27 protein-coding genes are annotated in these 24275 nt (G+C 63.7%); 16 read left to right on the top strand and 11 right to left on the bottom strand.

Annotated features, from left to right (window positions below; all coding sequences use genetic code 11):
- Positions 1-36: 36 nt before the first annotated feature.
- A complete protein-coding gene (locus ACVMB1_RS21150) occupies positions 37-2301 on the bottom strand; it encodes a hypothetical protein (RefSeq protein ID WP_456849219.1) in 2265 nt (754 codons plus the stop codon).
- A gap of 751 nt (positions 2302-3052) precedes the next feature.
- On the opposite strand from ACVMB1_RS21150, the gene ACVMB1_RS21145 reads away from it, so the two are divergent.
- From ACVMB1_RS21145 to ACVMB1_RS21095, 11 genes are all read left to right on the top strand, one after another.
- Entirely contained in the window at positions 3053-3754 is a 702-nt protein-coding gene (locus tag ACVMB1_RS21145) for an RNA polymerase sigma factor (protein WP_076834197.1), read from the top strand.
- 140 nt (positions 3755-3894) lie between these two features.
- Positions 3895-4719 (top strand): flagellin, encoded by an 825-nt coding sequence (locus ACVMB1_RS21140; protein WP_028336954.1) that lies wholly within the window; start codon positions 3895-3897, stop codon positions 4717-4719.
- 63 nt (positions 4720-4782) lie between these two features.
- Positions 4783-6480: a flagellar filament capping protein FliD gene (gene fliD / locus ACVMB1_RS21135; protein WP_456849217.1), complete on the top strand. Its 1698-nt coding sequence runs from the start codon at positions 4783-4785 to the stop codon at positions 6478-6480.
- Positions 6480-6923: a flagellar export chaperone FliS gene (locus ACVMB1_RS21130; RefSeq protein ID WP_456849215.1), complete on the top strand. Its 444-nt coding sequence runs from the start codon at positions 6480-6482 to the stop codon at positions 6921-6923. Before fliD ends, ACVMB1_RS21130 begins: the two co-directional genes overlap by 1 nt.
- Positions 6924-7026: 103 nt before the next feature.
- Positions 7027-7533: a hypothetical protein gene (locus ACVMB1_RS21125; protein ID WP_456849213.1), complete on the top strand. Its 507-nt coding sequence runs from the start codon at positions 7027-7029 to the stop codon at positions 7531-7533.
- Positions 7534-7764: 231 nt separating this feature from the next.
- On the top strand, positions 7765-8421 hold the full coding sequence (locus ACVMB1_RS21120) for a flagellar hook assembly protein FlgD (protein ID WP_456849211.1): 657 nt from the start codon (positions 7765-7767) through the stop codon (positions 8419-8421).
- Positions 8422-8440: 19 nt separating this feature from the next.
- Positions 8441-9730: a flagellar hook protein FlgE gene (gene flgE, locus ACVMB1_RS21115; protein ID WP_456849209.1), complete on the top strand. Its 1290-nt coding sequence runs from the start codon at positions 8441-8443 to the stop codon at positions 9728-9730.
- Positions 9727-9981, top strand: coding sequence for a hypothetical protein (locus ACVMB1_RS21110; RefSeq protein WP_057020579.1), 255 nt, complete (start codon positions 9727-9729; stop codon positions 9979-9981). Before flgE ends, ACVMB1_RS21110 begins: the two co-directional genes overlap by 4 nt.
- Positions 9982-10000: 19 nt before the next feature.
- Positions 10001-10456, top strand: coding sequence for a flagellar protein FlgN (locus ACVMB1_RS21105; RefSeq protein WP_456849207.1), 456 nt, complete (start codon positions 10001-10003; stop codon positions 10454-10456).
- Between the two features lie 27 nt (positions 10457-10483).
- A complete protein-coding gene (gene flgK, locus ACVMB1_RS21100) occupies positions 10484-12259 on the top strand; it encodes a flagellar hook-associated protein FlgK (RefSeq protein WP_456849205.1) in 1776 nt (591 codons plus the stop codon).
- A gap of 16 nt (positions 12260-12275) precedes the next feature.
- Positions 12276-13184, top strand: a complete 909-nt coding sequence (locus ACVMB1_RS21095) for a flagellin (protein ID WP_456849203.1) — start codon at positions 12276-12278, stop codon at positions 13182-13184.
- A 12-nt stretch (positions 13185-13196) separates the two neighbouring features.
- Here the strand turns inward: ACVMB1_RS21095 and ACVMB1_RS21090 are convergent, their stop codons facing one another.
- From ACVMB1_RS21090 to ACVMB1_RS21075, 4 genes are all read right to left on the bottom strand, one after another.
- On the bottom strand, positions 13197-14153 hold the full coding sequence (locus ACVMB1_RS21090; protein WP_456849201.1) for a substrate-binding periplasmic protein: 957 nt from the start codon (positions 14151-14153) through the stop codon (positions 13197-13199).
- Positions 14150-14437 carry a c-type cytochrome gene (locus ACVMB1_RS21085; protein WP_229188856.1) on the bottom strand — a complete coding sequence of 96 codons (288 nt, stop codon included), beginning with the start codon at positions 14435-14437 and terminating at the stop codon, positions 14150-14152. Before ACVMB1_RS21085 ends, ACVMB1_RS21090 begins: the two co-directional genes overlap by 4 nt.
- A gap of 79 nt (positions 14438-14516) precedes the next feature.
- Complete coding sequence (locus tag ACVMB1_RS21080; RefSeq protein ID WP_076834181.1) at positions 14517-16181, bottom strand: methanol/ethanol family PQQ-dependent dehydrogenase; 1665 nt, start codon at positions 16179-16181, stop codon at positions 14517-14519.
- 223 nt (positions 16182-16404) lie between these two features.
- The gene (locus tag ACVMB1_RS21075) at positions 16405-16650 is read right to left on the bottom strand and encodes a hypothetical protein (RefSeq protein WP_225647641.1); all 246 of its coding nucleotides are present in this window, start codon (positions 16648-16650) and stop codon (positions 16405-16407) included.
- Between the two features lie 192 nt (positions 16651-16842).
- Here ACVMB1_RS21075 and ACVMB1_RS21070 point away from each other — a divergent pair, with 192 nt between their 5' ends.
- The 4 genes from ACVMB1_RS21070 to ACVMB1_RS21055 all read left to right on the top strand — a co-directional run bounded on the left by ACVMB1_RS21070 (position 16843) and on the right by ACVMB1_RS21055 (position 19119).
- Positions 16843-17241 carry an EF-hand domain-containing protein gene (locus tag ACVMB1_RS21070; protein WP_310879955.1) on the top strand — a complete coding sequence of 133 codons (399 nt, stop codon included), beginning with the start codon at positions 16843-16845 and terminating at the stop codon, positions 17239-17241.
- 335 nt (positions 17242-17576) lie between these two features.
- Complete coding sequence (gene pqqA / locus ACVMB1_RS21065) at positions 17577-17657, top strand: pyrroloquinoline quinone precursor peptide PqqA (protein WP_009031067.1); 81 nt, start codon at positions 17577-17579, stop codon at positions 17655-17657.
- Between the two features lie 223 nt (positions 17658-17880).
- The gene (locus ACVMB1_RS21060; RefSeq protein ID WP_371852188.1) at positions 17881-18765 is read left to right on the top strand and encodes a hypothetical protein; all 885 of its coding nucleotides are present in this window, start codon (positions 17881-17883) and stop codon (positions 18763-18765) included.
- A gap of 117 nt (positions 18766-18882) precedes the next feature.
- On the top strand, positions 18883-19119 hold the full coding sequence (locus ACVMB1_RS21055) for a hypothetical protein (RefSeq protein WP_168856069.1): 237 nt from the start codon (positions 18883-18885) through the stop codon (positions 19117-19119).
- Positions 19120-19124: 5 nt separating this feature from the next.
- On the opposite strand, the gene ACVMB1_RS21050 is transcribed toward ACVMB1_RS21055, so the two are convergent.
- From ACVMB1_RS21050 to ACVMB1_RS21035, 4 genes are read right to left on the bottom strand one after another with little or no spacing between them, the layout of a single operon-like run.
- Positions 19125-19478, bottom strand: a complete 354-nt coding sequence (locus ACVMB1_RS21050; protein WP_076834173.1) for a hypothetical protein — start codon at positions 19476-19478, stop codon at positions 19125-19127.
- A gap of 40 nt (positions 19479-19518) precedes the next feature.
- Positions 19519-20229 carry an ABC transporter ATP-binding protein gene (locus ACVMB1_RS21045; protein WP_076834171.1) on the bottom strand — a complete coding sequence of 237 codons (711 nt, stop codon included), beginning with the start codon at positions 20227-20229 and terminating at the stop codon, positions 19519-19521.
- The gene (locus tag ACVMB1_RS21040; protein WP_057020570.1) at positions 20219-20956 is read right to left on the bottom strand and encodes an ABC transporter permease; all 738 of its coding nucleotides are present in this window, start codon (positions 20954-20956) and stop codon (positions 20219-20221) included. The genes ACVMB1_RS21045 and ACVMB1_RS21040 overlap by 11 nt, the downstream gene beginning before the upstream one ends.
- A gap of 2 nt (positions 20957-20958) precedes the next feature.
- Positions 20959-21891: an ABC transporter substrate-binding protein gene (locus ACVMB1_RS21035; RefSeq protein ID WP_168856108.1), complete on the bottom strand. Its 933-nt coding sequence runs from the start codon at positions 21889-21891 to the stop codon at positions 20959-20961.
- Between the two features lie 149 nt (positions 21892-22040).
- On the opposite strand from ACVMB1_RS21035, the gene ACVMB1_RS21030 reads away from it, so the two are divergent.
- On the top strand, positions 22041-22382 hold the full coding sequence (locus ACVMB1_RS21030; protein ID WP_371852187.1) for a hypothetical protein: 342 nt from the start codon (positions 22041-22043) through the stop codon (positions 22380-22382).
- Positions 22383-22503: 121 nt separating this feature from the next.
- Here the strand turns inward: ACVMB1_RS21030 and ACVMB1_RS21025 are convergent, their stop codons facing one another.
- Positions 22504-23328: a quinoprotein dehydrogenase-associated SoxYZ-like carrier gene (locus ACVMB1_RS21025; protein WP_456849198.1), complete on the bottom strand. Its 825-nt coding sequence runs from the start codon at positions 23326-23328 to the stop codon at positions 22504-22506.
- A 43-nt stretch (positions 23329-23371) separates the two neighbouring features.
- Positions 23372-24262 carry a quinoprotein relay system zinc metallohydrolase 2 gene (locus tag ACVMB1_RS21020; protein WP_456828464.1) on the bottom strand — a complete coding sequence of 297 codons (891 nt, stop codon included), beginning with the start codon at positions 24260-24262 and terminating at the stop codon, positions 23372-23374.
- Between the last annotated feature and the right edge of the window lie 13 nt (positions 24263-24275).

The following is a 24275-nucleotide window of genomic DNA, read 5'->3' as shown; positions in this document are numbered from 1 at the left end:
CTTCTACGTGCGGGGCGGCCGGATCAGGCGGACAAATCAGCTGTTGTTGTTCGTTGTCGGCATGCCTCTGGCGCTGCGCCAGGTCAGTGTGGCCGAAGCGGCGCCGTTGCCGTCGCGGTCCGCGACCGCAAGGATGCGGTCATGGTCGAGGGCGGTCAGCGCGACCGTGTAGATGGCGACGTCGTCTTCGAAGCCGTCGACGGGGATGAGCAGCATGCCGTCGTCACTGGTGGCGCGGAAGTGACGGCCGCGCCGTTCGAGGCCGACATCGATGAGCCGTCCCTCGGCGATCGCTGTCACGTTCGAACCCTCGGCGGCTTTCGCGGCGCTCTCGCCATATTGGACCGTGATGCCGTGGAGCATCCCGTCGCGGGTGAGCTTGGCCAGCGGCAGCACGATAGTCGCGATTGCCATCCGGCGCGACAGCGGGATCCGCAGGCGAAGATCGCCGAGCCCGGTGTGATAGACGCTGATCGCCTCCAGCGACGCCTGGCCGTTCCGCTCGAACAGACCGACCTGCAGCGTCCCGCACAGCGCTTCGCCGAACACGCTAGCGGGCAGGCGATTGGCGCCGAACAGCGTGTAGAGATAGGCATGCGACGGCGACAGGGCGGCAAAGCTGCCCGCCAGCCACATCGGGGGCGCCGGAGCCGTGCAGGCGGTCATGAGGCCGCGGGCGATGATGCTATCATTGACGAAGTCGGCATCGAGCAATGGCGCCAGCGCCGGGGTGCCGAGATTGACGTCATGCTTGATGCCGCCGAGCAGCGCGAGCTCATCATCGTCCGGCAGCAGCAGGAGGCGGCCGAGCACGGCGGCGGTCCAGCGCGCCGCGACCGCGGGGGCGGCATCGGGCTGCAATCCGTAGCGTGGTGCCAGCTCGCGGGCGCGCGAAACATAGGCCAGCGTTCCGGATTGCACCTCGGTCGCCAGCGCCAGCTGGGCGGCCGGGCGCTGATCACCCTCGCGCAATACCTCACCGCTGCGATAATCCCGCGCCGATCCTTCCCTAGAACAGCACAGCTGCTCCAGCAAGGCGACGTTGCGGATCAGCATGCGCTTGACGTGCGGCGTGACGACGCGATCCGAAATCAGGCCCTCCGCGGTGTCGTCATCGGCGATGTCGTCGAAGGCATCGTCAAGCGTCAGCAGATAGGCGCCGTGCAGGCGGATGCGGATGCCCTCGCGATCGAAAATTCGCCGCAACGACTTCTGCACGCTTGCGGAATAGCCGAGGTCGACCAGGATCAGATCGGTGCAGCCATCGAAATCCAGGATATGCGCGCGAAGATAGGTCAGCAAACGGGTCCGGACACCGGCAGCGATATCGGTGATCTCGCGCGGGTCCATCAGATCAGGCAGGGCGTCGGCGAGTTCGCGGCCGCTGGCAATGCCGTCGGGATACTGCGCGAAGAACTTCATCACGGCGGGCGGCTGCACCTTGACGATGTCGATAAAGGTCGCCGCGTCGATCTTGACGACCCGGCCCAGCAGCTCACAGAGTGGTTCGAGCGTATCGGCAGACCCGACCAGGCTGACGCGACGATTGATCTCGATATAGGCGCCGGTCTCGCCGTGGTTTGCCTGCCAGACGCGATGCGGCAGCAGGCCGTCGCGGCCGAGGAAGCCGACCGCAACGCGCGCGCCCTCGCGAGCAAGCGCGCTGCGCCGCGCAGAAATGAATGCGTCGAACGCCGCCATCACCGGGCCGAGCACGGTCACGCCGAGGTCGAAAGCGGGAGCAGGCTCCGCGCTCTTCGCCGTCACCGCGCGCCGCAGCGTGCGGGCGCCGCAGTCGAGCCGCGACGGCTGATCGGGGCACAGCAATTCAAAGATCGATGTCTCGCGTTGAAACTTGGAAGCCAGCGCCGCGCCGACCTGCGGGTAGTAGCGCGGACGGATGCCGTGACGGCGCGCGCCCTTGATATCGGCGGTGTGGTTGTCGCCGACATGGAACGAGCTTGCCGCGTCGATGCCTTGCTCGGCGAGATAGGCCTCAAACAGCGCCTCGCTCTTGCTGCTGCCGTGATCGCAGGACGCATAAAGGAAATCCCAGCTCAGCCCGGGACTGCAGGAACGCAGCAGCTGCGCGAGCTGGTCGGTGCTCCAGTAGGTGTCGGAAATGAAGCCGACGCGAAAGCCGCCGCGCTTCATGTCCAGATATTGCTCGAGCATTTCGGGATTGGCGCGGCAGAGCTCGAGCTCGGTCTCGAACTCGATCTGCGCAAGATCGTGCAGCGCATCGCGGCTCAGGCCGAACAGCCTGAACGGAAAGTATTTGTAGATGTCGGCGATGCGCACTTCAGTTGAGCCGCACCGCTCCTGCGATACTTTGCGCGCCCGCGCCTCCGCCTGGATTCGATGTTGAACGAAACTGGCGGACATGTTCGGAAATTTTTCAGCAATGCAGCAACGCTGAAAAACCCTTTCAAATACGCCATCCGGCGTCGTGCAGGCGCGCAACAGAAATGTATCGAAAACATCGAATGAACATGCAGAAACATTCTGCGCTCGACGCGTCGCGTCGGCCGTCATGATCGTCATGCGCAAAATTCCCGCCAGTCCTCATGCGTTGAACGCGCGCGTGAGACAAATCAGGCGCGACAGTTCAAAAAAGTTGATGCGGGATTCGAAAACGCGCGCTTCGCGACTGACAGATTCAAAAAATCCGATAACGTCGAAACAGTGATTCGGAAAAAATTGCCTGGTCGCAATCGTCGAATGCAAGATGGCGACCAACGGCGGTGAGTCACTCGCATGCTCGGCGCATGCATGGGTTCGCGTGGCGTTAGTTGGTGTGACAACAGCGTTTTCCGACGCGACGATCTCTTCCGCGGAAATGCGAGGCGATGCTGAACGACTGCTCCAAACTCCGTCGCATTTTTCCCTGCGCCTGCGCGCAGCGGCAGCTTTTGCCGGGCGGTCGGCAAAAACATCCAGCTAAGCGTTTGAAAAATAACGAAAAAAGTTCGCCTGGTTTGCTGGACCCCTCCGTTCAACGCTCAGAAGCCGCATGGAATGTGTGCCAGCGGCGTTGGTTGGAGAGCGGCGGATGAGTTACGCGCTTGATATGAGGGCACCGGCCGAAGTGGAGGCCACGCCGGCCGCGGTTGCACCGGCCGAAGCGGCTGCTCCGTGGAGCAACGTCCCCACCGTTGCCGATGCGGGCCCGCTCGACACCGTCGAGATCCACGACGAAGACAAGGACTTGCTCGACCGTCTCGCCGCCGGCGACGAGACGGCATTTCGTGCTCTGGTCGAACGCCACGTCGATCGCGCCTACGCGATCGCGCTGCGCATCGTCGGCAACGCCGCCGACGCCGAAGACGTCGTGCAGGACACGATGCTGAAAGTGTGGACCCATCGCGGCCGCTGGCAGCATGGCCGCGCAAAGTTCTCGACCTGGCTCTATCGCGTCGTCAGCAACCGCTGCATCGATCTGCGCCGCAAGCCGCGCACCGAGAATGTCGATGTCGTGCCCGAGGTCGCAGACACCCAGCTCGATGCCTCCGCCGTGATCGAGCGCAACGAGATCGGCAATCTGCTGGAGGTCGCGATGCAGCGCCTGCCCGAGCAGCAGCGCGTCGCAGTGATCCTGTCGTATCACGAGAACATGAGCAACGGCGAGATCGCCGAGGTCATGGACACGACCGTGGCCGCGGTGGAGTCGCTGCTGAAGCGAGGACGGCAGCAGCTGCGCGAGATGCTGAAGCGGCACGAGCGCGACCTGCGCGGCGCGTTTACCGACTGCTAACCATAAATTCCAGCTTCTGAAGATTTTGCGCCTGACCACCGGCGGCCGGCCCGTTTGATCGGGCGGACGGGGGCTGGATCCGCGTCACCTCTCTTTTTCACGATGCGGCATGCCATGCCCCATCAGCACAGGAGCTACTCATGCCGGCAATCTCCACCAACACCGCCGCGAACTCCGCGGTCCGTTACCTCAACATCAACTCGCAGCAGGAAACCAGCGCGCTGTCGAAGCTGTCGAGCGGCTCGCGCATCACCTCGGCTTCCGACGACGCGGCCGGTCTTGCGATCTCGACCCGCATCTCCTCCGACATCACGACGCTGCAGCAGGCCGCCACCAACGCGGCGCAGGCGACCTCGATCCTGCAGACCGCCGACGGCGGCGCCTCCAACATCTCGGACATCCTGGCCCGCATGAAGTCGCTGGCTTCCGAGTCCGCCTCGGGCACCGTGGCCGATTCTAGCCGCGCCTACATCAACTCGGAATTCACGCAGCTCAAGGGCGAAATCGACTCGATCGCCAGCGGAACCCGCTACAGCAGCCAGAGCTTGCTCGACGGTTCGAGCGTGTTCTCCTCGGGCGTCTCGGTGCTGGTCGGTTCGACCTCGGCCGACACCATCACGATCACGCTGACGAGCCTCACGGCCTCGTCGCTGTCCGTGACGTCGCTCGATGTGTCCAGCCTGTCGAGCGCCACCAGCGCGATGACGGCTCTCGACACCGCGATCGACAAGGTTTCGTCCGCACGCGCCGAGATCGGTGCTCAGGAATCCCGCTTCAACTTCAGCGCCGACTCGATCTCGACCCAGACCCAGAACCTGCAATCGGCCAACTCGGCGATCAAGGACGTCGATATCGCCTCCGAGCAGGCGACGCTGTCCTCGGCCGAGGTGAAGACCCAGGCCGCGGTCTCCGCTGAAACCGCGGCGAACCAGATGCCGCAGTACCTGCTGAAGCTGCTCGGCTAATTCGAAAGATCGATCGGGCCGGCATGATGCCGGCCCGGTTCCTATCGCGGCGGAAGTGTCGACATGACGGTTAGCAGCGCCACCTCGAGCACATCAAACACGACGTCGACCAGTTCCGCCAGCACGGTGACAACGACCGGCACGACCAATTCGACCAGCATCGATTGGGATGCCCTGATCGAGGCCGAGGTCAACGCCAAGCTCGCAGCGGCGACCTCGATCACCACGACGATCACCGCGAACCAGGCCAAGATCACGGCCTATCAATCGCTGCAGACCGAGCTGTCGACGCTGGCGACCGGGTTGTCGTCGCTCAGCACCTCGATCATCAATTCGATTGCCACCAACGCGTTCGCCACCCGGGCGGCGACGATCTCGTCCACCGGTGACGTCAGCGCCTCGTCGGCGCTCAACATGAGCGTCAACAGCGGCTCGGCGACCGGCGATCACACGCTCCAGATCACCCAGCTCGCAACCGCGCAGAAGGTGATCGGCTCCTCGCAGTCGAGCAGCTCGATGGCGCTGGGCCTCTCCGGCACTTTCTCGCTCGGCCTGTCCGGCGGCACCAGCACGGCGATCTCGATCACCAGCGGCATGTCGATGCAGGATATCGTCGACACCATCAACGCCCAGACCTCGACCACCAATGTCCAGGCCTCCATCGTCCAGGTGTCGAGCGGGTCCTACGAGATGGTGCTGACGGGGACGCACGACGCCGCTGACATCGCCTATTCGTCGACGTCGGGCGATGACATCCTGAACGAGCTCGGCGTCACCGACACGTCCGAGGCGTTCACCGACGTGCTGCAGAAGTCGCAGTCCGCGGAGTTCACCCTCGACGGCATCGCGCTCACGCGTAACACCAACGACATTTCCGACGTCCTGTCCGGCGTCACGTTCGACCTGCTGCAGCCGACGCCGAGCGGCACCAGCCTCAACATCAGCATCGAGACCGACACCAGCCAGATCACGTCAGCGCTGCAGACCTTCGTCACCAACTACAACGCATTTCGCGACCAGGTGATCGCGCAGTCGGCGCAGAATTCCGACGGCACGGCCGCGTCGAGCGCGGTGCTGTTCGGCGACAGCACGATGCGCGATCTCATGACCCAGCTGCAGCAGGTGCTCAGCGGGACGGTCGGCGGCATGACGATGGCCGATCTCGGCCTGTCCTTCAATGAGAACAACGAGCTCCAGCTCGATACCGGAACGCTGTCGACGGTGCTGACGCAAAATCTCGCCGGCGTCACCCAGCTGCTGTCGGCGCAGACCGCCACTTCGTCCAGCCAGCTCAGTGTGGTCAATACCGGCACATCGCCGCAATCCTTCACGCTCGACCTCACGGTGGACTCCACCGGTACGCTGACCGGAGCCTCGGTCGGCGGCGACAGCTCCGGCTTTTCGCTGGTCGGCAACACCATCATCGGCAATTCAGGAACGATCTACGCCGGTATGGCCTTCACCTATACGGGCTCGACCTCGCAGTCGATCACGGTGACATCGTCGTCCGGTTTGGCGACGCAGCTCTACCAGCTCGCGCACACCAGTTCCGGAACCAGCGGTCAACTCCAGACCATGATCACCAACTTGCAGTCGCGCGACACCGACCTGCAGTCCCAGGTCAGCGACATTCAGAGCAATGCGGCGACGTTCAAGGCTCAGCTGCAGGTTCAATACGCCAATTACCAGGCGGCCATCGAAAGCGCGAACAATACGCTGGGCTACCTGAAAGCACTCCTAGACGCAGCATCGAGTAACTGATGACCCAGAACGCGACCGCCTACCACGCCAACAATGCCTATCGATCCGCCGCGGTGGCGGTTCCGCCGCTGAAGGCGGTGGTGATGCTGTGCGACGGCGCGATCACGCTGTTGCAGAAGGCGCTGGAAGCGCACGAGGCGAAGCGCTTCGAGGAAGGGCACATCTATCTGACACGGGCGACCGCGATCCTGCGCGGGCTGAGCCACAATCTCGACTTCACCCGTGGCGGCGCGATGGCCGATCGTCTCTACCGCACCTATAACGCCCTGATCATGGCGTGCCTGCGCTCCTATGGCCGGCCGCAGGCCAGGGACAATTTCCGGCGCATCATCGCGAGCCTGGCGGAACTGCGCGACGCCTGGAAGTTCGTCGAGGCGACCGCCGGCAAGGCCGCCAAGGCCAGGGCACTCGACAAGACGCTCGAATCAGCCGCCGGCCGCTGAGCCCGGGGAGGGCCGAGAATCACCCGGCGAGGGCGGTTAGCGGGCGCAGCAAGGGGCCTGGGCGGGCGCCCTGGTTGGGGAAAATAGCCGTGCGGCAAGCACCATGCTGGACCTGATGCGGCAGCGGCGGAAATTGATTTCCGCCGTCCCGCGAATGCTTTATGACAGCCTTGGCGACGAGGCTGGATCTGCGCGCGCGATGGACGTTGCGACATTCGAAGACCTGATCGACCGGCTGGGGGAGGATCTGTCCCGCTGGCCCGACGATCAACGTCTTGCCGCCGTCCAGCTCCTGGCATCTTCGGCCGAGGCGCGGACGCTCTACGAGGAGGCGAGTGCAGTACGCGGCGGGCTCGCGGCGCCGCCGGTTCGCGCACCCAAGGGTCTTGCCGACCGCATCGTGACCGCGGCGGCGAAGTTGCCCCAGAAGCCCGCTTCGGGGCCGGCCTCGGCTGACGATCAGCCGAACGATGCACAAGCACCGGACCAATCCGCACAGCAAGGCAAGGTGCTGCCGGCGCTGCTGCTGGCCCTCTGCCTGTTGCCCGCATTGACGCCGCCGGCATTGATGCTCGGCGAGCCGGATCTGCCGATCAGCCTTTCGCTCTAAAACGCTCCGCATTGCCTTTGCAGCTCTCCGCGGGCTCTCGCGGCGAGATGCACGCCTGCGAGCCGCGAACCCGCAACGGACACGGCAAGTTCCGCCGATTCATCAAGTGATTGCGGGTGGATGAATCCGCGCCTGAAATCGGCGCGTCATCCGTTTTATCTGCGAACGACATCACGACCCCAATGTTCCACCGCGTTCCGTCGCGCATCCCGCGGCGAAGAGAGCCTTGTCATGACCGTTTCCTCGGCAACTGCTGCAACTTCCACCACGTCGAGCTCGTCGTCGAGCGCGTCGATGGGGATGAGCTCGACCGATTTCCTCAACCTTCTCGTCAGCGAGCTGCAAAACCAGGATCCGCTGAACGCCACCAGCACGACCGACTTCATCAACCAGCTCACCTCCTACGCCAACTTCACCGAGCAGCAATCGACCAACGCCAGCATGACGTCGCTGGCGAGCTCGTTCTCGAGCCTCGTGACGCTCAACTCGGTCAACTATATCGGCCACACCGTCGAGGCGAAGACGAACACGGCGGAGCTGACCAACGGCTCGGCGACCTTCGGCTACTCGCTCACCTCGGCTGCGTCCAACGTCGCGATCACGATCCAGGACTCCTCGGGCAACACGGTGTGGAGCGGCAAGGGGACCGGAACCGCCGGCTCCAACACCTTCACCTGGAACGGCCAGTCCGCCGACGGCACCCAGCTCAAGGACGGCGGCCAGTACACGATTCAGGTGACTGCGACCGACTCCGCCGGAAACTCGCTGCTCAGCTACACCACGATGACGGGAACGGTGACCGGCATCGATGCCTCCGGCTCGACGCCCTCGCTGCTCGTGAACGGCGTCCCCGTCAGCGCCGCCAACATCATCGGCGTCACGTCCTGATTGCCTCCGGAGTCATATCATGAGTCTTACTGGTGCTCTTTCCTCAGCGATCTCGGCGCTCAACGCGCAGAGCCAGTCGCTGGCAATGATTTCCGACAACATTTCCAACGCCGATACCACGGGTTACAAGACTACGTCGGCAATGTTCCAGGATCTGGTGACCGCGTCGAACAGCGCCACCTCATACACGTCCGGCGGCGTCACGGTGTCCGGCCGCGCCAACATCACCCAGCAGGGCTTGTTGTCCGCGACCACCAACGCCACCGACGTCGCGATCCAGGGCAGCGGCTTCTTCGTCACAACCAACGCGACGTCCGGCGGCACCACCTCCTATACACGCAACGGCGCGTTCACCACCGACAATCTGGGCTATCTCGTCAACAACGGCAACTACCTCGAGGGCTGGCGGACCGACGCTGACGGCAACATCGTCGGCAATGCCTCTGCCGCGAGCCTCGGACCGATCAATACGCAGGTGGCGTCCACCAGCGGCAGCGCCACCACCAAAACCACGGTCGCGGCGAACCTGCCGGCCGATGCCGCGGTCGGTGCGACCTTCAATAGCTCGATGACGGTCTACGATTCGCTTGGCACGGCGAGCACGATCCAGATCGATTGGGAAAAGACCGCCGACAACAGCTGGCAGGCCAGTTTCGAGACGCCAAAGCTCGCGTCGGACTCCACGACAGACAGTGCCAGCACGATCACCGATACGGTGGATATCACCTTCAACAGCGACGGCTCGCTCGCCTCGACCAGCCCGAGCCCTCCCGTCATCTCGGTGACGGGCTGGAAGGATGGGGCGGCCGACAGTTCTGCCGCCAACGGCACGGCCATCACGCTCAATCTCGGTACGGCCGGCAAGACCGACGGCCTGACGCAGTATTCATCGGGCGAGACCACGCCAGCCGTCGATCTCACCAGCATCACGTCGGACGGTCTGCCCTATGGCAAGCTGAGCAGCATTTCGATCGGCAAGGGGGGCGTGGTCGACGCCACCTACTCCAACGGGCAGACGATCGCGATCTACAAGATTGCGGTCGCGACCTTCAGCGACCCCAACGGATTGAGCGCGGCTAGCGACGGCATGTACTCCGCGACGGCAGCTTCCGGCAACGCCACGCTGCAGACCTCGGGCACCAACGGCGCCGGCACGATCTACGGCAGCGAGCTGGAGTCGAGCACCACCGATACCAGCGGCCAGTTCTCCAACATGATCTCGGCGCAGCAGGCCTATTCGGCGGCCTCGCAGGTGATCACCACAGTCGACAAGATGTTCGATACGCTGATCTCGGCGGTGTCGCGATGATGACCGAAAAGCAAAATGACCGCTTGCTGGTCAGGCTTCAGCGGCTGAAGGCGAAGGCCGCTGCGGTCCGGCCGGACGATCGCGCGCAGCTTCGTGCGTTGCTCGACGATGTCGGAACGTTGCGGGACCAGCTAATGCGCGAATGCGCGCGGCTCGACCATGAACTCAACCGGGCCGCGGTCCGGGTAACGGCAATCACCGCGTACGGGCGCAGCGCACAATCGGTTCGCGCCCTGCGTCGCGGACACTAGCTTGAACGGGAGCGATGACATGACACCGGAACGCAACATCAAGATCAATCCCGCGGGAAATGACGAGCGCGCAAGGTCGTTGATCGCGCTGATCGACAATCTGATCGCGATCGTGAACGAGGAGAATGTCGAACTCGCCAAGGGCTTGCCGGCCTCGCGACTGAAGCAGGTCGACGAGAAGCACCGCCTTGCCACCCTGTTCGAGCAGTGTGTGGCGGAGGCGGTTGGCAAGACGGCAAATCTCAACGTTCAGGATCGCGTGCTGCGCGAGCAGCTGATGGACCGGATCCTGAAGCTGCGCATGACGATGGACGAGAACGTGATGCGGCTGCGTGCGGCGATCGATGCCAGCAATCGCAGGATCGAGGCGATCATGCAGGCGATCCGCGAGCAGATCGCCAACGTATCGCCTTATGGCGCCGGCGGCCGTCGCGTCACGCCCGCGATGTCCTATGGCACCAATGTGCGGGCCTGATCGGGCCGGTGCCGGAGGGAGTTGGTCGTGTCGTCGCTCGATATCGCACGAAGCATCGCATTCAGCGGGCTGTCAGCCACGCAGGTGCAGATCAGCGTAGCCTCGGCCAATATCTCCAATGCCGATACCAAGGGCTATACCGCGAAGACCGCCAACCAGAGCAGCAGCGTCACTTCCGGTGTCGGTACCGGCGTCACGATCACGGGGATCAGCAGCGCGGTCGACGAGCTGCTCCTGAAGTCGCTGGTCGGGGCCGATTCTGATCTCGGCGCCGCCGATACCACCAACAGTTTTCTGACCGAGCTCCAGCAGCTCTATGGCAGCACATCGAGCTCGGACAGCTCCACAACGGGCACCTCGCTGGCCAACACGATCGCGGCATTCGAGTCGGCGTTGTCGTCGCTGGCGAGCACGCCGAGCAGCGCGTCGCTGCAATCGAACGCCGTCAGCGCGCTTGCGGCGGTGACGACACAGCTGCAGCAGACCTCTAGCGGCATCCAGACGCTGCGCTCCAATGCCGACCAGGACATCGCATCGTCGGTCACCGATATCAATTCCGACCTGCAGCAGATCTCCGACCTCAACAAGCAGATCAAGCAGCAAGCGGCAGCCGGGCAGTCGACGGCCGATCTGGAGGACCAGCGCAACAGTGCGCTGCAGGATCTCGCGTCGATGATGAATGTGAGCTATTTTACCACGTCGAGCGGCGATCTGCAGATCTATACCAGCTCGGGGCAGGCGCTGGTCGATAGCACGGCGCATCCGCTGAGCTATACGGCGCTGCCCAGCGTCACGGCGTCGACGACGTATAGCGCGGGATCGTCGAGCGGTTTCAGCGGCATCACCGTCAATGGCGTCGACATCACCTCGCAGATCTCCTCGGGCAAGGTCAGCGCGCTGATCACGCTGCGCGACCAGACGCTGCCGGCGGCGCAGTCGCAACTCGATGAGCTGGCCAGGCAGCTTGCCGCGAGCGTCAACGCGGTGTCGAACCAGGGCACGTCGGTGCCGCCGCCGGCCAGCCTCACCGGAGCCGCCACCGTGAGCAGCACGACGCCGCTGTCGGCAACCGGCACGGTGCGCATCGCGGTTGCGGACAAGAGCGGCAATCTGGTGTCCTACCAGGATCTCGATCTGTCGTCCTACGCTACGGTCGGTGATCTCGCCACCGCGATCAACGGCATCTCGGGGCTGTCAGCTTCGGTCGATGCCAACGGACACTTGTCGATCTCGACGACCACATCCGGCAACGGCGTTGCGATCAACGAGATGACGAGCGCGGTCGGCAGTGCGGCTCAGGGCTTTTCGGATTACTTCGGGTTCAACGACCTGATCACGGGGACCGGCGCGTTCGACATCGCCGTTCGCAGCGACATCCTCAATGGCTCGGCGGCGCCGCCGACGGCGACGCTCGATGCGTCGTCCACGCTGACCGCCGGAAACTCGGTGCTGTCGCCGGGCTCGGCAACGGTGGTGAACGCGCTCTCGAGCGCGCTGACGGGGGCGACCAATTTCGGCATGGCCGGCGGCCTCGGCGCGACCACAGGCTCTTTCACGGACTACGCGGCCGCTATCGTCGCCAACGCCGCTGGCAAGGCGACCCAGGCGTCGGCGGCCTACACCGCCAAGCAAACCGCGCAGTCGACCTATGCGAATTCGCTGTCGTCGCAGTCTGGCGTCAACATTGACGAGGAATCCGCAAATCTGAGTGCTTTGCAGAACAAATACGCCGCCGCGTCCCAGATCATTACCGCCATCAATGCCATGTTCTCGGCGCTGATGACCGCGATGAGCGCCAGCTGAACCCGAGGCCGTCGTCATGATGATGCGCGTTGCCACCTTTGCACAGTCGGACCAGATGATATCAAACGCGTTGCGGGTGCAGGCGGTGATGGCCAACGAGCAGGTGCAGGAGTCCTCCGGGCTGCAATCCGAGGATTTCGGCGGCTACGGTTCCGGCGCCGGGCGCGTCATCAATTTGCAGGTGTCGGTGACGCGCGCGCAGTCCTATATCGATGCCAGCCAACTCGCCGATAACAAGGTGCAGGTGATGTATTCGGCGGTCGGGTCGATGACCGACATCATCACGCAGCTGCGGACCCAGCTCAGCGCGGCCACCACCGGCAGCAGCACGGCGACGGCATCGGTGATCAACTATGCGCAGCAGGCCATGGCGCAGATGCAGGGGCTGCTCAACACCCAGTATGACGGCGAATATGTCTTCAGCGGCGCCCGCACCAACACCGCGCCGGCGGACCTGTCGAGCTATGGGACGGGCACCGGATCGCTGACGACATCAGACACCAGCTACTACAAGGGCGACGGCGAGATCGCGTCCGTGCGCGTGTCGGACAGCCAGTCGATCTCGTACGGCGTCACCGCCGACAATCCAGCATTCGAGCAGGTCATGCGGTTGCTGAAATACGTCGGCAACAGCACGACGCTGTCGTCGAGCGACATCACGCAGGCGCTCGACCTCGCGAGCAATGCGCTGGATGCCACATCCACCGTGCAGGCAAAGTTGTCGGCCGCGGCGTCGCAGATCGAGACCGCCAGCACAAACCAGAGCGATTACCAGAATTTTGCGAAGACGCTGTCGACGGACCTCACCAGCGTCGATGTCGCGGCCGTGACGGCACAGCTTTCGACCTATCAGGCGCAGCTGACGGCGTCCTATTCGGCGATCTCCAAGATCCAGAGCATGAATCTGGCGAGCTATTTGCGATAGCTATCGCCGGCATCACCGGTTCAGAATCTTCAGCCAGACATCGCCGAGAATGATCGGCTCGCGCGGCGGAAGCCAGGTGAGGCCGGCAGCCTTGCCGAGCTCCGCGATGGTGCCCTTGGCCTGCAGGTCGGTGAGGACCTTGTTGACCGATTCCAGCAGGGCCTTGTCGGTTTCGAGCGCAACGTAACCGCGGTTGGCGCCGATCGGATAATAGTAGCCCGAGGCCGTGATCCTGGTGTCGGGATGTTCAGCGCGGTAGGCGTCGAAGCGGCGCAGGTCGAGCAATGTGGCGTCGAATTCGCCGCGTTCCAACTCTCCGAGTAGGTCGCTGCGCCCCGGAACGAGGTGCGTGATGTCGTCGATCAGCTTTCCCTTGTCGAAGGTCATCAGGATGGCGTCGCCCAGCGTGCCGCTTTCGATCGTCAGGCGAAGGCCGGCGAGATCGCCGATATCCTTGATCTTGCGCTCCTTGATCTTGTCTTTGGCCTTGGGACCGAGCACGACGGTCATCGGCGAATAGATGTAGGGCTGGCTCGGCGCCAGCACGCCGATCGGGATCCGCCGGCGGCGATCCTCGCGGGTGGCGCCGTCGAAGTCCGGCAGCTTGGCCGTCGTGACGCCGGGCGCCTTCAGCGAGTCCGTGGTAAGCGCGTAGCCGCCGACCAACGAGCAGCGCCCGTCCGACAGCAGCGCATTGGCTTCGAGCGCCGGGCTTGCGGTGTCATCGAGCTTGCTTTCGAACCACTGGATCTCGAGCTCGCGGCCGAGCCGCCCGGTTATTGCCTGCGCGAGCGCAACGTCGAAGCCCGAGGCGGGCTTGCCGCGATGATGCACGGAAAACGGCGGCAGGTCCTCGTCGAGACAGACTCGGAGCGGCTCGTCGGCCGCGCGTGCCGCGGTCACGCCGGCAAGCGTCGAGATCAGTGCGAAGCCGAGAGCGGCGGCTAGCGCCGCGGTCCAGGCCCTCATGGCTTTCTCCGGCTTGCGACGAAGGCCCAGAGATCCGATATCTCCTCGTCGCTCAGGATGTCGCCCCACGGCGGCATCTTGCCGTTCTTGCCCTGCTTCACCGTGGTGACGAACCGTGTCTTGTCATCGGGATGGGTACGAAGGTCCGGCGTGACCGTGCCCGAATTGACCATGTTCGGACCATGGCAGTGCGAACACTTCTGGGCGTAGGTGACTTTGCCCTTGTCGATCGTGGCCTGATCGCCGTCGGCATTTGCTTGCTGTGCGATGGCAGGCATCGTCATAGTCGCGATGCCCGTCATCGCGGCGGCGGTGAACACCGCCGCCGTCCAGATCGATACTGTCTTCACGTGCGATCCGCGCTCACTGCTTGACGGCGAAGACCCAGAGGGACCCGCCAGTCGGCACTTTCGCAAGGCGCTCGTCGCCGGAGAAGATCGAGTACACTCCGCCGTAGCCGCTGGTGACGGCGATATACTGAACGCCATCTTGCTGCCAGGTCACCGGCTGGCCTTCGATGCCGGAGCCGGTCTGGAAGCTCCACAGCTTCTTGCCGTTCTCGGCGTCGAACGCATCGAATTCACCGGTCAGCTGGCCGGAGAACACGACGCCGCCGGCGGTCGAGAGCACACCCGAGAAGCGCGGGATGTCGCTCGCCACCTCCCACTTGCTCTTTCCAGTCATGGGCTCGATGGCCTTGAGATAGCCGCGCGGTCCGTTGGGCCAGGCCCAGGGATCGGTGAGGTCCATGCCGAGATACCATTCGCCCTGCTTGTAGGTCGCGGGCTCGGCCTTGTAGTTGCCGCCGATATTGAGCGTATTGGCGTAGGCTAGGCCGGTCTGCGGATTGTACGACATCGGCTCCCAGTTCTTGCCGCCAAGGATCGACGGTTGCACCAGGACTTTCTTGCCGTCGCGCGCATCCTTGGAGATGTCGGTCTCGATCGGACGGCCGGTTTTCAGATCGATGCCGCTCGCCCAGTTGACCGTCACGTAAGGATTGGCCGCGAGCAGCTTTCCATTGGTGCGATCGAGCACGTAGAAGAAGCCGTTGCGGTTGGCGTCCATCAGCACCTTGGTCGGCTTGCCCTCGACGGTCATGTCGGCGAGCACCATCTCGGCAACCGAGTCATAGTCGAACGGGTTGTTCGGCGAGAACTGGTAGTGCCACTTGATCTTGCCGGTCTTCGGATCCAGCGCGAGCACCGAGCAGGTGTAGAGGTTGTCGCCGGGACGTACCGCCGAATTGAACGGTCCGGGGTTGCCGATGCCCCAATAGACGGTGTTCAGCTCGGCATCGTAGGAGCCGGTGATCCAGGTCGATCCGCCGCCGAGCTTCCAGGTGTCGCCCTTCCAGGTGTCGCCACCGGGTTCGTCCGGGGACGGGATGGTATGGGTGCGCCATAGATGCTTGCCGGTTGCGGGATCCCAGCCGTCGATGAAGCCGCGGGTGCCGAACTCGGCGCCCGAGATGCCGGTGATCACGACGCCGTCGGCGACCAGCGGGGCCACCGTCATCGAGTAGCCTTCCTTGATATCCGCGGCCTTCTGGCGCCACAGCTCCTTGCCGGTCTTGGCATCGAGCGCGATCACATTGGCGTCGAGCGTGGTGCGGAACACCTTGCCATCGAACAGCGCCGCGCCGCGGTTGATGATGCCGCAGCAGACGATGCGCGGTGTTTCGGCGGGATATTCGACCTTGGTCTTCCACACCTGCTTGCCGGATTTGGCGTCAATCGCCATCGTGGCGTTGTGCGTGGTGAGATAGATGGTGCCCTGGTAGATCAACGGCTGCGATTGCTCGCTGCGATCGTCGGCAAGACTGTAATTCCAAACGGGAACGAGATTCTTGACCGTGTCCTTGTTGATCTGGTTCAGCGTCGAGAAGCGCTGAAGATTGTAACCCATGCCGTAATTGAGAACGTTCGAAGTATCAGTCGCCCCCTTGACCAACTGCTCGTTGGTCTGGGCGCTTGCACCATACGATGCAAGAATCACGAGGCTTGCGGCCAGCGCAATGCGTCTCATCCTATCCTCCCAATGAACCTTTTTCGCACGCCTATTCCTGACGTTGCGGACGGAACCATCCGCCTGAAACCAAAACGGGTCAATACGAAAACGTGAACGAGCGCCCGCTAACCGCAAGAGACTGATCGAAAGCGTCAGGTCTTTCGCAGATGCGTTCGTGGCTTGCCGTCGCGTGGAATACGCTACACCAGCGCGGCCCGCCGTGATGCCGCGGCGCGAACGGTCAGCTGGACGGCGTCGGGGGACAGACACTCGGCCGCGGTTTCGCGCCCCGCTTGTCCGGCGGCACATTGCAATTATCGATACGCTGCTCGTCGGTCCATTTGCGGCCGAGCCGTTCCTTGCCGGTGAGAACGCGCTGCTGGACCGCCTCCGCCGATGGGGCAGGGTGCCGGGTCTGCGCGGACACGGGCGCGATAAGACCGAATGCAACGAGGCAGCCCAATGCGTTCTTGCAAATGCTGGTCATGGGTCACCTCGCTCGTTGTGGTGCAATCGAGAGCGCCACAGATGGCCCGTGAGGCAACCGCTTTCCACCCGAATCCCGACAGGATTTCGCCGCGTACACGAACCGTGGGAAGCCCCGCTGAAGCTGCTATGGTAGGGTCGGATCGCAGGCGCTCCGTGTCTTCGCCGGAGCGGGACTTACGGGAGACGAACGATGATTTCGCGCCGATCGCTTGCGCTGAGTTTGGCGATGGTTGTCCTGTCAGGTCCCGCGTTGGCCGCATCGGGCGGTCGCAGTGCGCTCAGGATGCTCGACCCCGATAATGACGGCACGGTCGACCTTGCCGAAGCCAAGAAGGCTGCCGCCAATCTGTTCGCGAAGCTCGATCCCGACCATGACGGCACGCTCGACGCGCGCGAATTGCGTGGACGGCTGACCGCCAAAGAACTGGCCGCTGCCGATCCCGATCACGACGGCACCCTGACGCTCGACGAATATCTCGCGGTCGTCGAGCAGCGCTTCAAGGCCGCAGATCCCGACAATGACGGAACGCTGGACGCGAAGGAGTTGAACTCGCGCGCCGGCCGGGCCCTGCTGCGCCTGCTCAAATAAGTTGCCAGCCGGCGAACTTTGCCGGGCGGATTTGCCGGATATTGACGCAGAATTCCGCGCATAACAAAAAAAGTTGCGATTTCGCTCTTGGGCAAGACGCGGCTGGATGAATCGGGTCTCCTTACCCACGCGTCGCCGCCCGGCAGCCGGAAAATGCCCGACAGATCAGTGTCGGAGTTCCCAATGCCGGGCAGATGTCAGCGAGCCGTCGTCCGCTTCGGCATGTCCAGCAGCGAAGTCGGGTCCTTACCCGGCCGGCTTGCGCCCTGGAAAAGGCAGCCCTAGCTTGCCGCGCGGCGCGAGGCTTGCGCCAACTTATGACTTGGGAGAAGGAAATGGCCTGGAAAACACCGAAGATCGTCGAAGTGCCGGTGGGCATGGAAATCAACATGTACGCCTGCGCAGCGCGCAAGTAATCTTAAGACAAGTAACGCGAGACAGCCTGCCCGGCTCGTGCAGCGCGCTGCATCGAGCCGGGCAGGCGTCTTTTGTCGAACGTGTCTTTCTCGGGCGCTGCGGCCGCTCGGACAGCTTCTCTCATACCCTTCCCACAAGACCTTGAGACCGACACCACCTGCGCGATTGGCGGGCCTAGCTGCTTTGTCCTACAGTGTGGCCTGAGGCGGTGGTGCGGGGACGATGAATCCAAAACTCAAGACCGGGCGTTGGGCGGGGATGCTGTGCGCGGCGATTGCCGGCATCGCGGCGGCGTTGCCGCCTGGCGCATATGCCGAGGACTTTGATACCGAGCACATCTTCGGCTTCATGATCGGCTCCGACGTGGGCAATGTCGGTGAGCGCGAATTCCAGAGCCAGACCACAGGGCGCTTCGCCAAGGACGGCGGCCGGTATCGCACGCTCAATCAGGAAATGGAGCTCGAGCTCGTGCCCGCGCAGAATTTTCGTGTCGAGCTCGGAACGTCATTCGGCGCATACGACATCAACCGCGTTCCGGGTCTTGACGATCGGCGCCAGCTGTCGTGGCAGAGCGTCTCGGTCGATTTCCGCTATCGCTTTCTGAATCGCGAGACGGCGCCCTTTGGCATGACGGTCGCGCTGGAGACGCGTGCCGATCGCGTCGACGAGACGACGGCCGCAGCCGTCCGTAGTTATGGCACCGAACTCACGGTCGCGTTCGACCGCGAGGTGATCCCGAATTTTGTCATCGCGGCCCTCAACCTAAGCTATGAGCCGGAATGGACGCGCACGCCGCGCACCGGCGCTGCGGATCAGGATGCCACCATCGGTGCCGCATTCGGCCTCATGGCCAGGGTGAAGCCGGATATCCTGATCGGCGGCGAAGCGCGCTATTTCAGGAAGTACGAGGGAATCGGCCTGGATGAACTGTCCGGGCAGGCGCTGTTCATCGGACCGACCGCCTATTTCCAGCTCTCCGAACGTTCACGCCTGACCGCGACCTGGAGCGTCCAGGCCTGGGGGCAGAGGGCCGGGAGCAATGCCGCCCTCGACCTCGTCAATTTCGAGCGCCATCAGGCGCGGCTGGTGTACGGTTTGAACTTCTAGAGCGTGAAGCCTCCCGGACCGGGTTCCCCAACCTCTCACGGGGCTGTGAAACCCGGACGTGGCTGATTACGTATTTCGCCGTGTTATCTATTGCATGAGCACGCTTAGGGATCGCGCATGAACCCGATTGATCTGATCGTCACGGTATGTGCCGTGCTGTCGCCCGCCACCTGCGAGGAGCAGCATCTGGTGTTCAACTGGAACGGCTCGCTGCAGCAATGCGCCATGGCCGCGCCGCCTTACATCGCGCGGTGGGTCGGCGAACATCCGAAATGGACCGCGGTGCGCTGGCGTTGCGAATATCCGCACAGCAACGATCGGGCCGGCACGGGCGGCGAGCTGCCGGCGGGTTAGCCTTCCTATTTGTTGCAGTCCTTCAAGTCCTTGTCGGATACCGAAAACACGGCGTCGGCCTTGATCTCGATGTCGCGAACGAAGCACTGTTTGGCGCCGCTGTAGCCGACCTTGGCGTCGTAGCGGCCGGGCTCGACGCCGGTGATCCGCAGGCGCTCGTCATGGTCGACTTCCTTGTCCTTGTCGTTGAGCGTCTGGTTCGGACCCCACTCGTTCTTGCCTGCCGGCGACAGCTCAAAGCTCGAAATCGTGGCGCTGGTCAGATTCCACAGCCGAATGCCTTTGCCCTTGCTTTGGGCGAGCACCGTCGCCGGCAGCACAAGCGACGCAACACCAACAGCGATCAACGCGCGCGACATCCAGCCTCTCCTTTATGCTTCGTCCAAGGATGACGGCGTCTCACATATTTGCAAGGTCCAACTGTGAGAGTTGCCGCTTGATTTCGTCGATCTCGGGTTCGCCGCGCGTCGCGCGTGGTGTGGCAATGGTCTCGACGTGGAGGATTCGGGCCGGCCGCGATGACAGGAAGAACAGGCGATCGCCGAGGCGAACGGCGTCGTCGAGATCGTGGGTGACGAGCAAGGTCATCATTTTCCGGCTCGCCACCAGCGTCGCGACCTGGTCGCGCAGCCGCCCCGCGAGCGCATTGTCGAGCGAGGCCAGCGGCTCATCGAGGATCAGGAAATCGGGCTCGATGGCGAAGGCGCGGGCCAGCGCGACGCGGCGGGCGAGGCCGAGCGACAGCTCCGCGGGAAAATGGTTGCGGTGCGCGCCCAGTTCGAGCACCTCGAACAGCGCAGAGAGCGTGCTGTCGTCGACATGCGGCGCGGCCAGCCGTACATTTTCCTCGACCGTGCGCCAGGGCAACAGCCGCGGCTCCTGGAAGACCATGCCAAGGCGCATGCCCGGCGACCGCGCGACATGGCCCCGGTAGTTGGCGTCGAGCCCGGCGAGGATCCGGAGCAGGGTGCTCTTGCCGCAGCCTGACGGGCCGAACAGCACGCCGACCTCGCCGGCGTTCAGCGTGAAGGTGACGTTGTCGAGCACGTCGTGCCGCTTCCCGGCCGCGCTCTCAAAACTCTTGCCGGTGATATTGACTTCAAGCTGCACGGAGCCGCCACCGCGTTAGCCTGGTTTCAAACGGCTGCACCAGCAGGGTTTCGATGATGAGCACGACACCCGCAAAGCTCAGCGAATAGGCAAGCAGCAAGGGGATGTCGAACAGCTGGAAGGCAACCCCGATCTCGAAGCCGACGCCGTTCGGCCGGCCGAGATATTCGGCGACCAGCACGATCTTCCAGACCAGCGAGAGCCCGGAGCGCGCAGCGGCCGCGATGTAGGGCGCAAGCTGCGGCAGGATCACATGACGGAAGGCGCGGCCGCGCGGAAAAGAAAACGCCGTCGCCATTTCGTCGAGCGCAGGATCGAGCGCGCGGGCGCCTTCGCGCAGGGTGACGACGGCGGTCGGCAGCTTGTTGATGGCGATGGCGGCGATCGCGGCGACCTCGGTCAGCCCGGCCCAGATGTAAGCGAGCACGATGACGACGAGCGCGGGCAGGTTGAGCAGCAGGATCAGCCAGGGATCGCCAAGGCGATTGGCAAGCGAGACACGGCCCATCAAATAGCCGATCGCCGAGCCGAGCGCCATGGCAAGCGTGAAGGCCAGCGCGACCCGGGCCAGGGTTGCGCCGAGATTGACGAACAGCGCGCCCGATCGGGCTTCGGCGACGAGCACCGACAGCACCGCCGGCGGCGCCGGCAGCTTCGCATCGCCGATCAGCAGCGAGGCGATCCACCAGGTCGCGATGAACAGCGTGAATGAGAGGAGACGCAGCACCGCTAGTCTCCCGGGATCGCTTGGTAGAAGGTGCCGGGATCGAGCTCGGTTGCCGTGCCGACCAGATCGCGGCCGCCGAGCTGCGCCAGCACCCGGTAGAGCACGCGCGCATCGGCCTCTTCGTCCGCGATCGGACGGCGCGGGATGCCTTCGCGGTAGCGCTCACGATAGGCATGCAGGGTTGCGGGATCCTGCGCGCCGGTGAGCGGCGCGATCGCGTCCCATTCGGCATCCGAGGTCGCCAAAATCTCTTTCGCCGCGCGGGTCACCGCGATGAAGCGGGCCACCAGATCCTTGTTGGCATTGGCCCAGGCTTCGTCGAACACGTAGCCGATCATGGCAATGCGGCCCTTGCTGCCGAGCTTTTGCAGGATCTCTTCCATCCCGGCGAGCCGGCGAAAGCCCTTGGCTTCGAGCGCGGCGCAGAAATTCCAGTAATTGAGCGTCGCGTCCATCTCGCCGCCGAGCGTCTTGGCAGCGAGCAGCGGCGGCGCGCCGTAGACGATGGTCGCCTGCGACTTCAGGTCGACGCCGTCCTGCTTCGATGCGGCTTGCAGCAACAGCCAGTTCTTGTCGATCGCCCCGCCGGCAATAGCAAGCTTCCGCCCCTTGAGGTCCGCGAGCGTCTTGACCGGCGAGGAGGCCGGGACCATCACGGCGCCGAGCGCGCTCGAATAGGGATAGAATTGCAGCTTGGCGCCGAGCGACCGCTCGCGCGACACCCAGGGCCAGTCCGATACCATCACATCGGCCGTGCCGGCGCGCAGCGCGATCTTGCCGGCCTCGGGGCTGGCCAACTCGACGACGTCGATCGACAGATTGGCCTTCTTGTCGAGACCATGGGAGCGAATGACGGCCAGTTCCCAGGCCAGCGTTCCGGTCTTCTGCGCTGCAACGCGGATGGTCTGCGCGTAGCACGAGGTGCCGAACTGCATGACCGCCAGAACTGCCGCAGCCAACACCGTGCGTACAGAGATGATCATCGTTTCTTGAGCCACTTCCCCGAATGTTTTCTTTTCTGATCAACATCCATAGCATAGCTTGCGGAAAGAGAAGAGGAAGCAGGACCATGGCAGGAGCTGGCATGCTACGACCGATTGTCGCCATCCTGGTGCTGGCCGGGACGGCCGTCAGCGTGCGGGCCCAGGAGATCAACGACTATCCGACCTCGGCGCGGGCGGAATATGTGTTCGGCTGCATGAAGGCCAATGGCGAATCCCGGCAGTCGATCGAGCAATGTTCCTGCTCGATCGACGTCGTCGCCTCGATCATCCCCTACGATCGCTATGTCACCGCCGAGACCGTGCTGAGCATGGCGCAGGTGCGCGGCAATCTGGGCGGCCAGTTCCGCTCGTCCGAGCAGGCCGCGAACGCGCTCAACGACCTCAGGCGCGCCCAGGCCGAAGCCGAAGTCAGGTGCTTCTAGAGCATGATCCGGAAAAGTGCGAAGCGGTTTTCCGGAAACATCATGCTTAAATACCGGGCTAAGGCGCGATAGCGATCCAACCTGATCTCATTGCATTTTGCGTCCGTCGTGACGCGAGGCGTCAGGTGCCGGGATTCTCGACCTTCCATTCGTGCTCGAAGATATGCCCTTCGGTGTCCTTGGCTTCGGCACGGAAGCGCTTGGCGCCATTCGAGACGTAGGTGAAGCGGATATTGGGATCCTCGGAAATCGAGATTCCGCCCTCCATCGCCAGCACCGGACTGTCGTCCTGCCAGATGTGCAGCTCGTTGACGAAGAAGGCCGGGATATAGAGCTGCGTGACCTGGTCCATCTGCAGGCCTGAATTATTCGGATGCCCGATCATGATCTGGGCTTCCCGCGTGCTGGTCGCAGGTCCCTGTTCGGACTTGGTGAATTGCCGGTAGCGCATCTGGCCGAGGCGGTTCTTGGCTTCCTCGACGTTCTTGCCGGCGGGCGCTGAGCAGCCGCCGGACGCCTTGACATAGACCTTGCTGACATAGAGCTTGCCGTCGCTGAGCTCCGCGACGGCGTGCACATTGGTGTAGTTGTTGACGCGGACACGGGTCGAGATCTCGGTGACGTTGGCGGCCGGCCCCAGCGTGAACTTCGCGGCCATCGGCGCCGGATTCTCGTCGATCACAAGCGTGATCGTGACGACGCGGCGGCTGTCGCTCGGCTGCAGCTTGGTGCGCAGCGTCACCGGCACGATCGCGGCGTCTTCCGCGCGTATCGGCATCTCGATGCCGATGACATCATTGCCGTCATTCATCGGACGGTTGCTGAAGATGTCCTGGACGAGGCCGGGCCAGGGATCATAGGCCTCCGCCGCGGGTGCAGCCGGTGTGCCCAGCGCGATCGTGAGCAGGCTTGCGATGCAAAGCAGGCGGGCGCGATGTCCGGTCATGTTCGCGAAATCCTATGTAGCCGCGTCATCATAGGACGAACAGCTACTCCCATTCAATTTCCGAGAATGCTGCAGTTGCGTTGCGGGCGTTGTAGTCGTCGAACAATTGCCAGCGCGGCCGCTCGGCGGCTGCCGCGTGCTCGGCCGCGGCCGTGATCGGCTTGCCGCTTGCGACCCGTGCGCGCACATCCGCGGCCAGCACCCCAAGATAACGGCGCTCGTCGGCAAGCGCAGCCGGCCACGCGCTCACGGGCCCGTGACCGGGAACCACACGCTCGGCGGAGATCGCCGCGAGCTCGTCGAGCGTACGCAGCCAGCCCTTGAGGCTGCCGTCGACCACGGGAATATGGATGAGAAAAACCATGTCGCCGGCGAACAGGGTGCTGGTTTGCTCGTCGAGGACCGTGAGGTCGTTGTCGCTATGGGCGGGCGGCCACGCTTTCAGGGTGAGAGCCCGTCCGCCGAGGTCGAGCTTCAGCGTGTCCGCGACCAGCACGGTCGGGGAGATGATCTTCACCTCGTCGATCAGCTCATCGCCCATGCTCCGGCGAAACCCGTCGAGGTAGAATTGTCCGCGCGCGGCCAGCGCGCGTGGCAAAGACTTGTGGCCGACGAAGCTGGTCCCGTCGCCGACGAAAGCCGCATTGCCGAAGCTGTGGTCCGGATGCGCGTGGGTGTTGATCACATAGCGGATCGGTTTGTCGGTACGGCTGCGGACCGCGGCGAGCAGCTGTCGTCCTTCGCGGACGCTGCCGCCGGTGTCGATGACGGCGACGGCGCTGTCGCCGATCACGAATCCCACATTGGCGATGGCGCCTTCGTTCTCGCGCGTCATCAATGCGGTGACCCCGGTGTGAACGAATATTCCGGGAGCGACTTCGCTTACAGGCAATTCCGCCTCTTGCGCCCGCGCTATGGTCGGCGCCCAAAGCATCAGGAGCAGCGCA

The organism is Bradyrhizobium sp. USDA 4504 (assembly GCF_054063995.1).
This window is presented reverse-complemented; position numbering and strand designations above follow the sequence as displayed.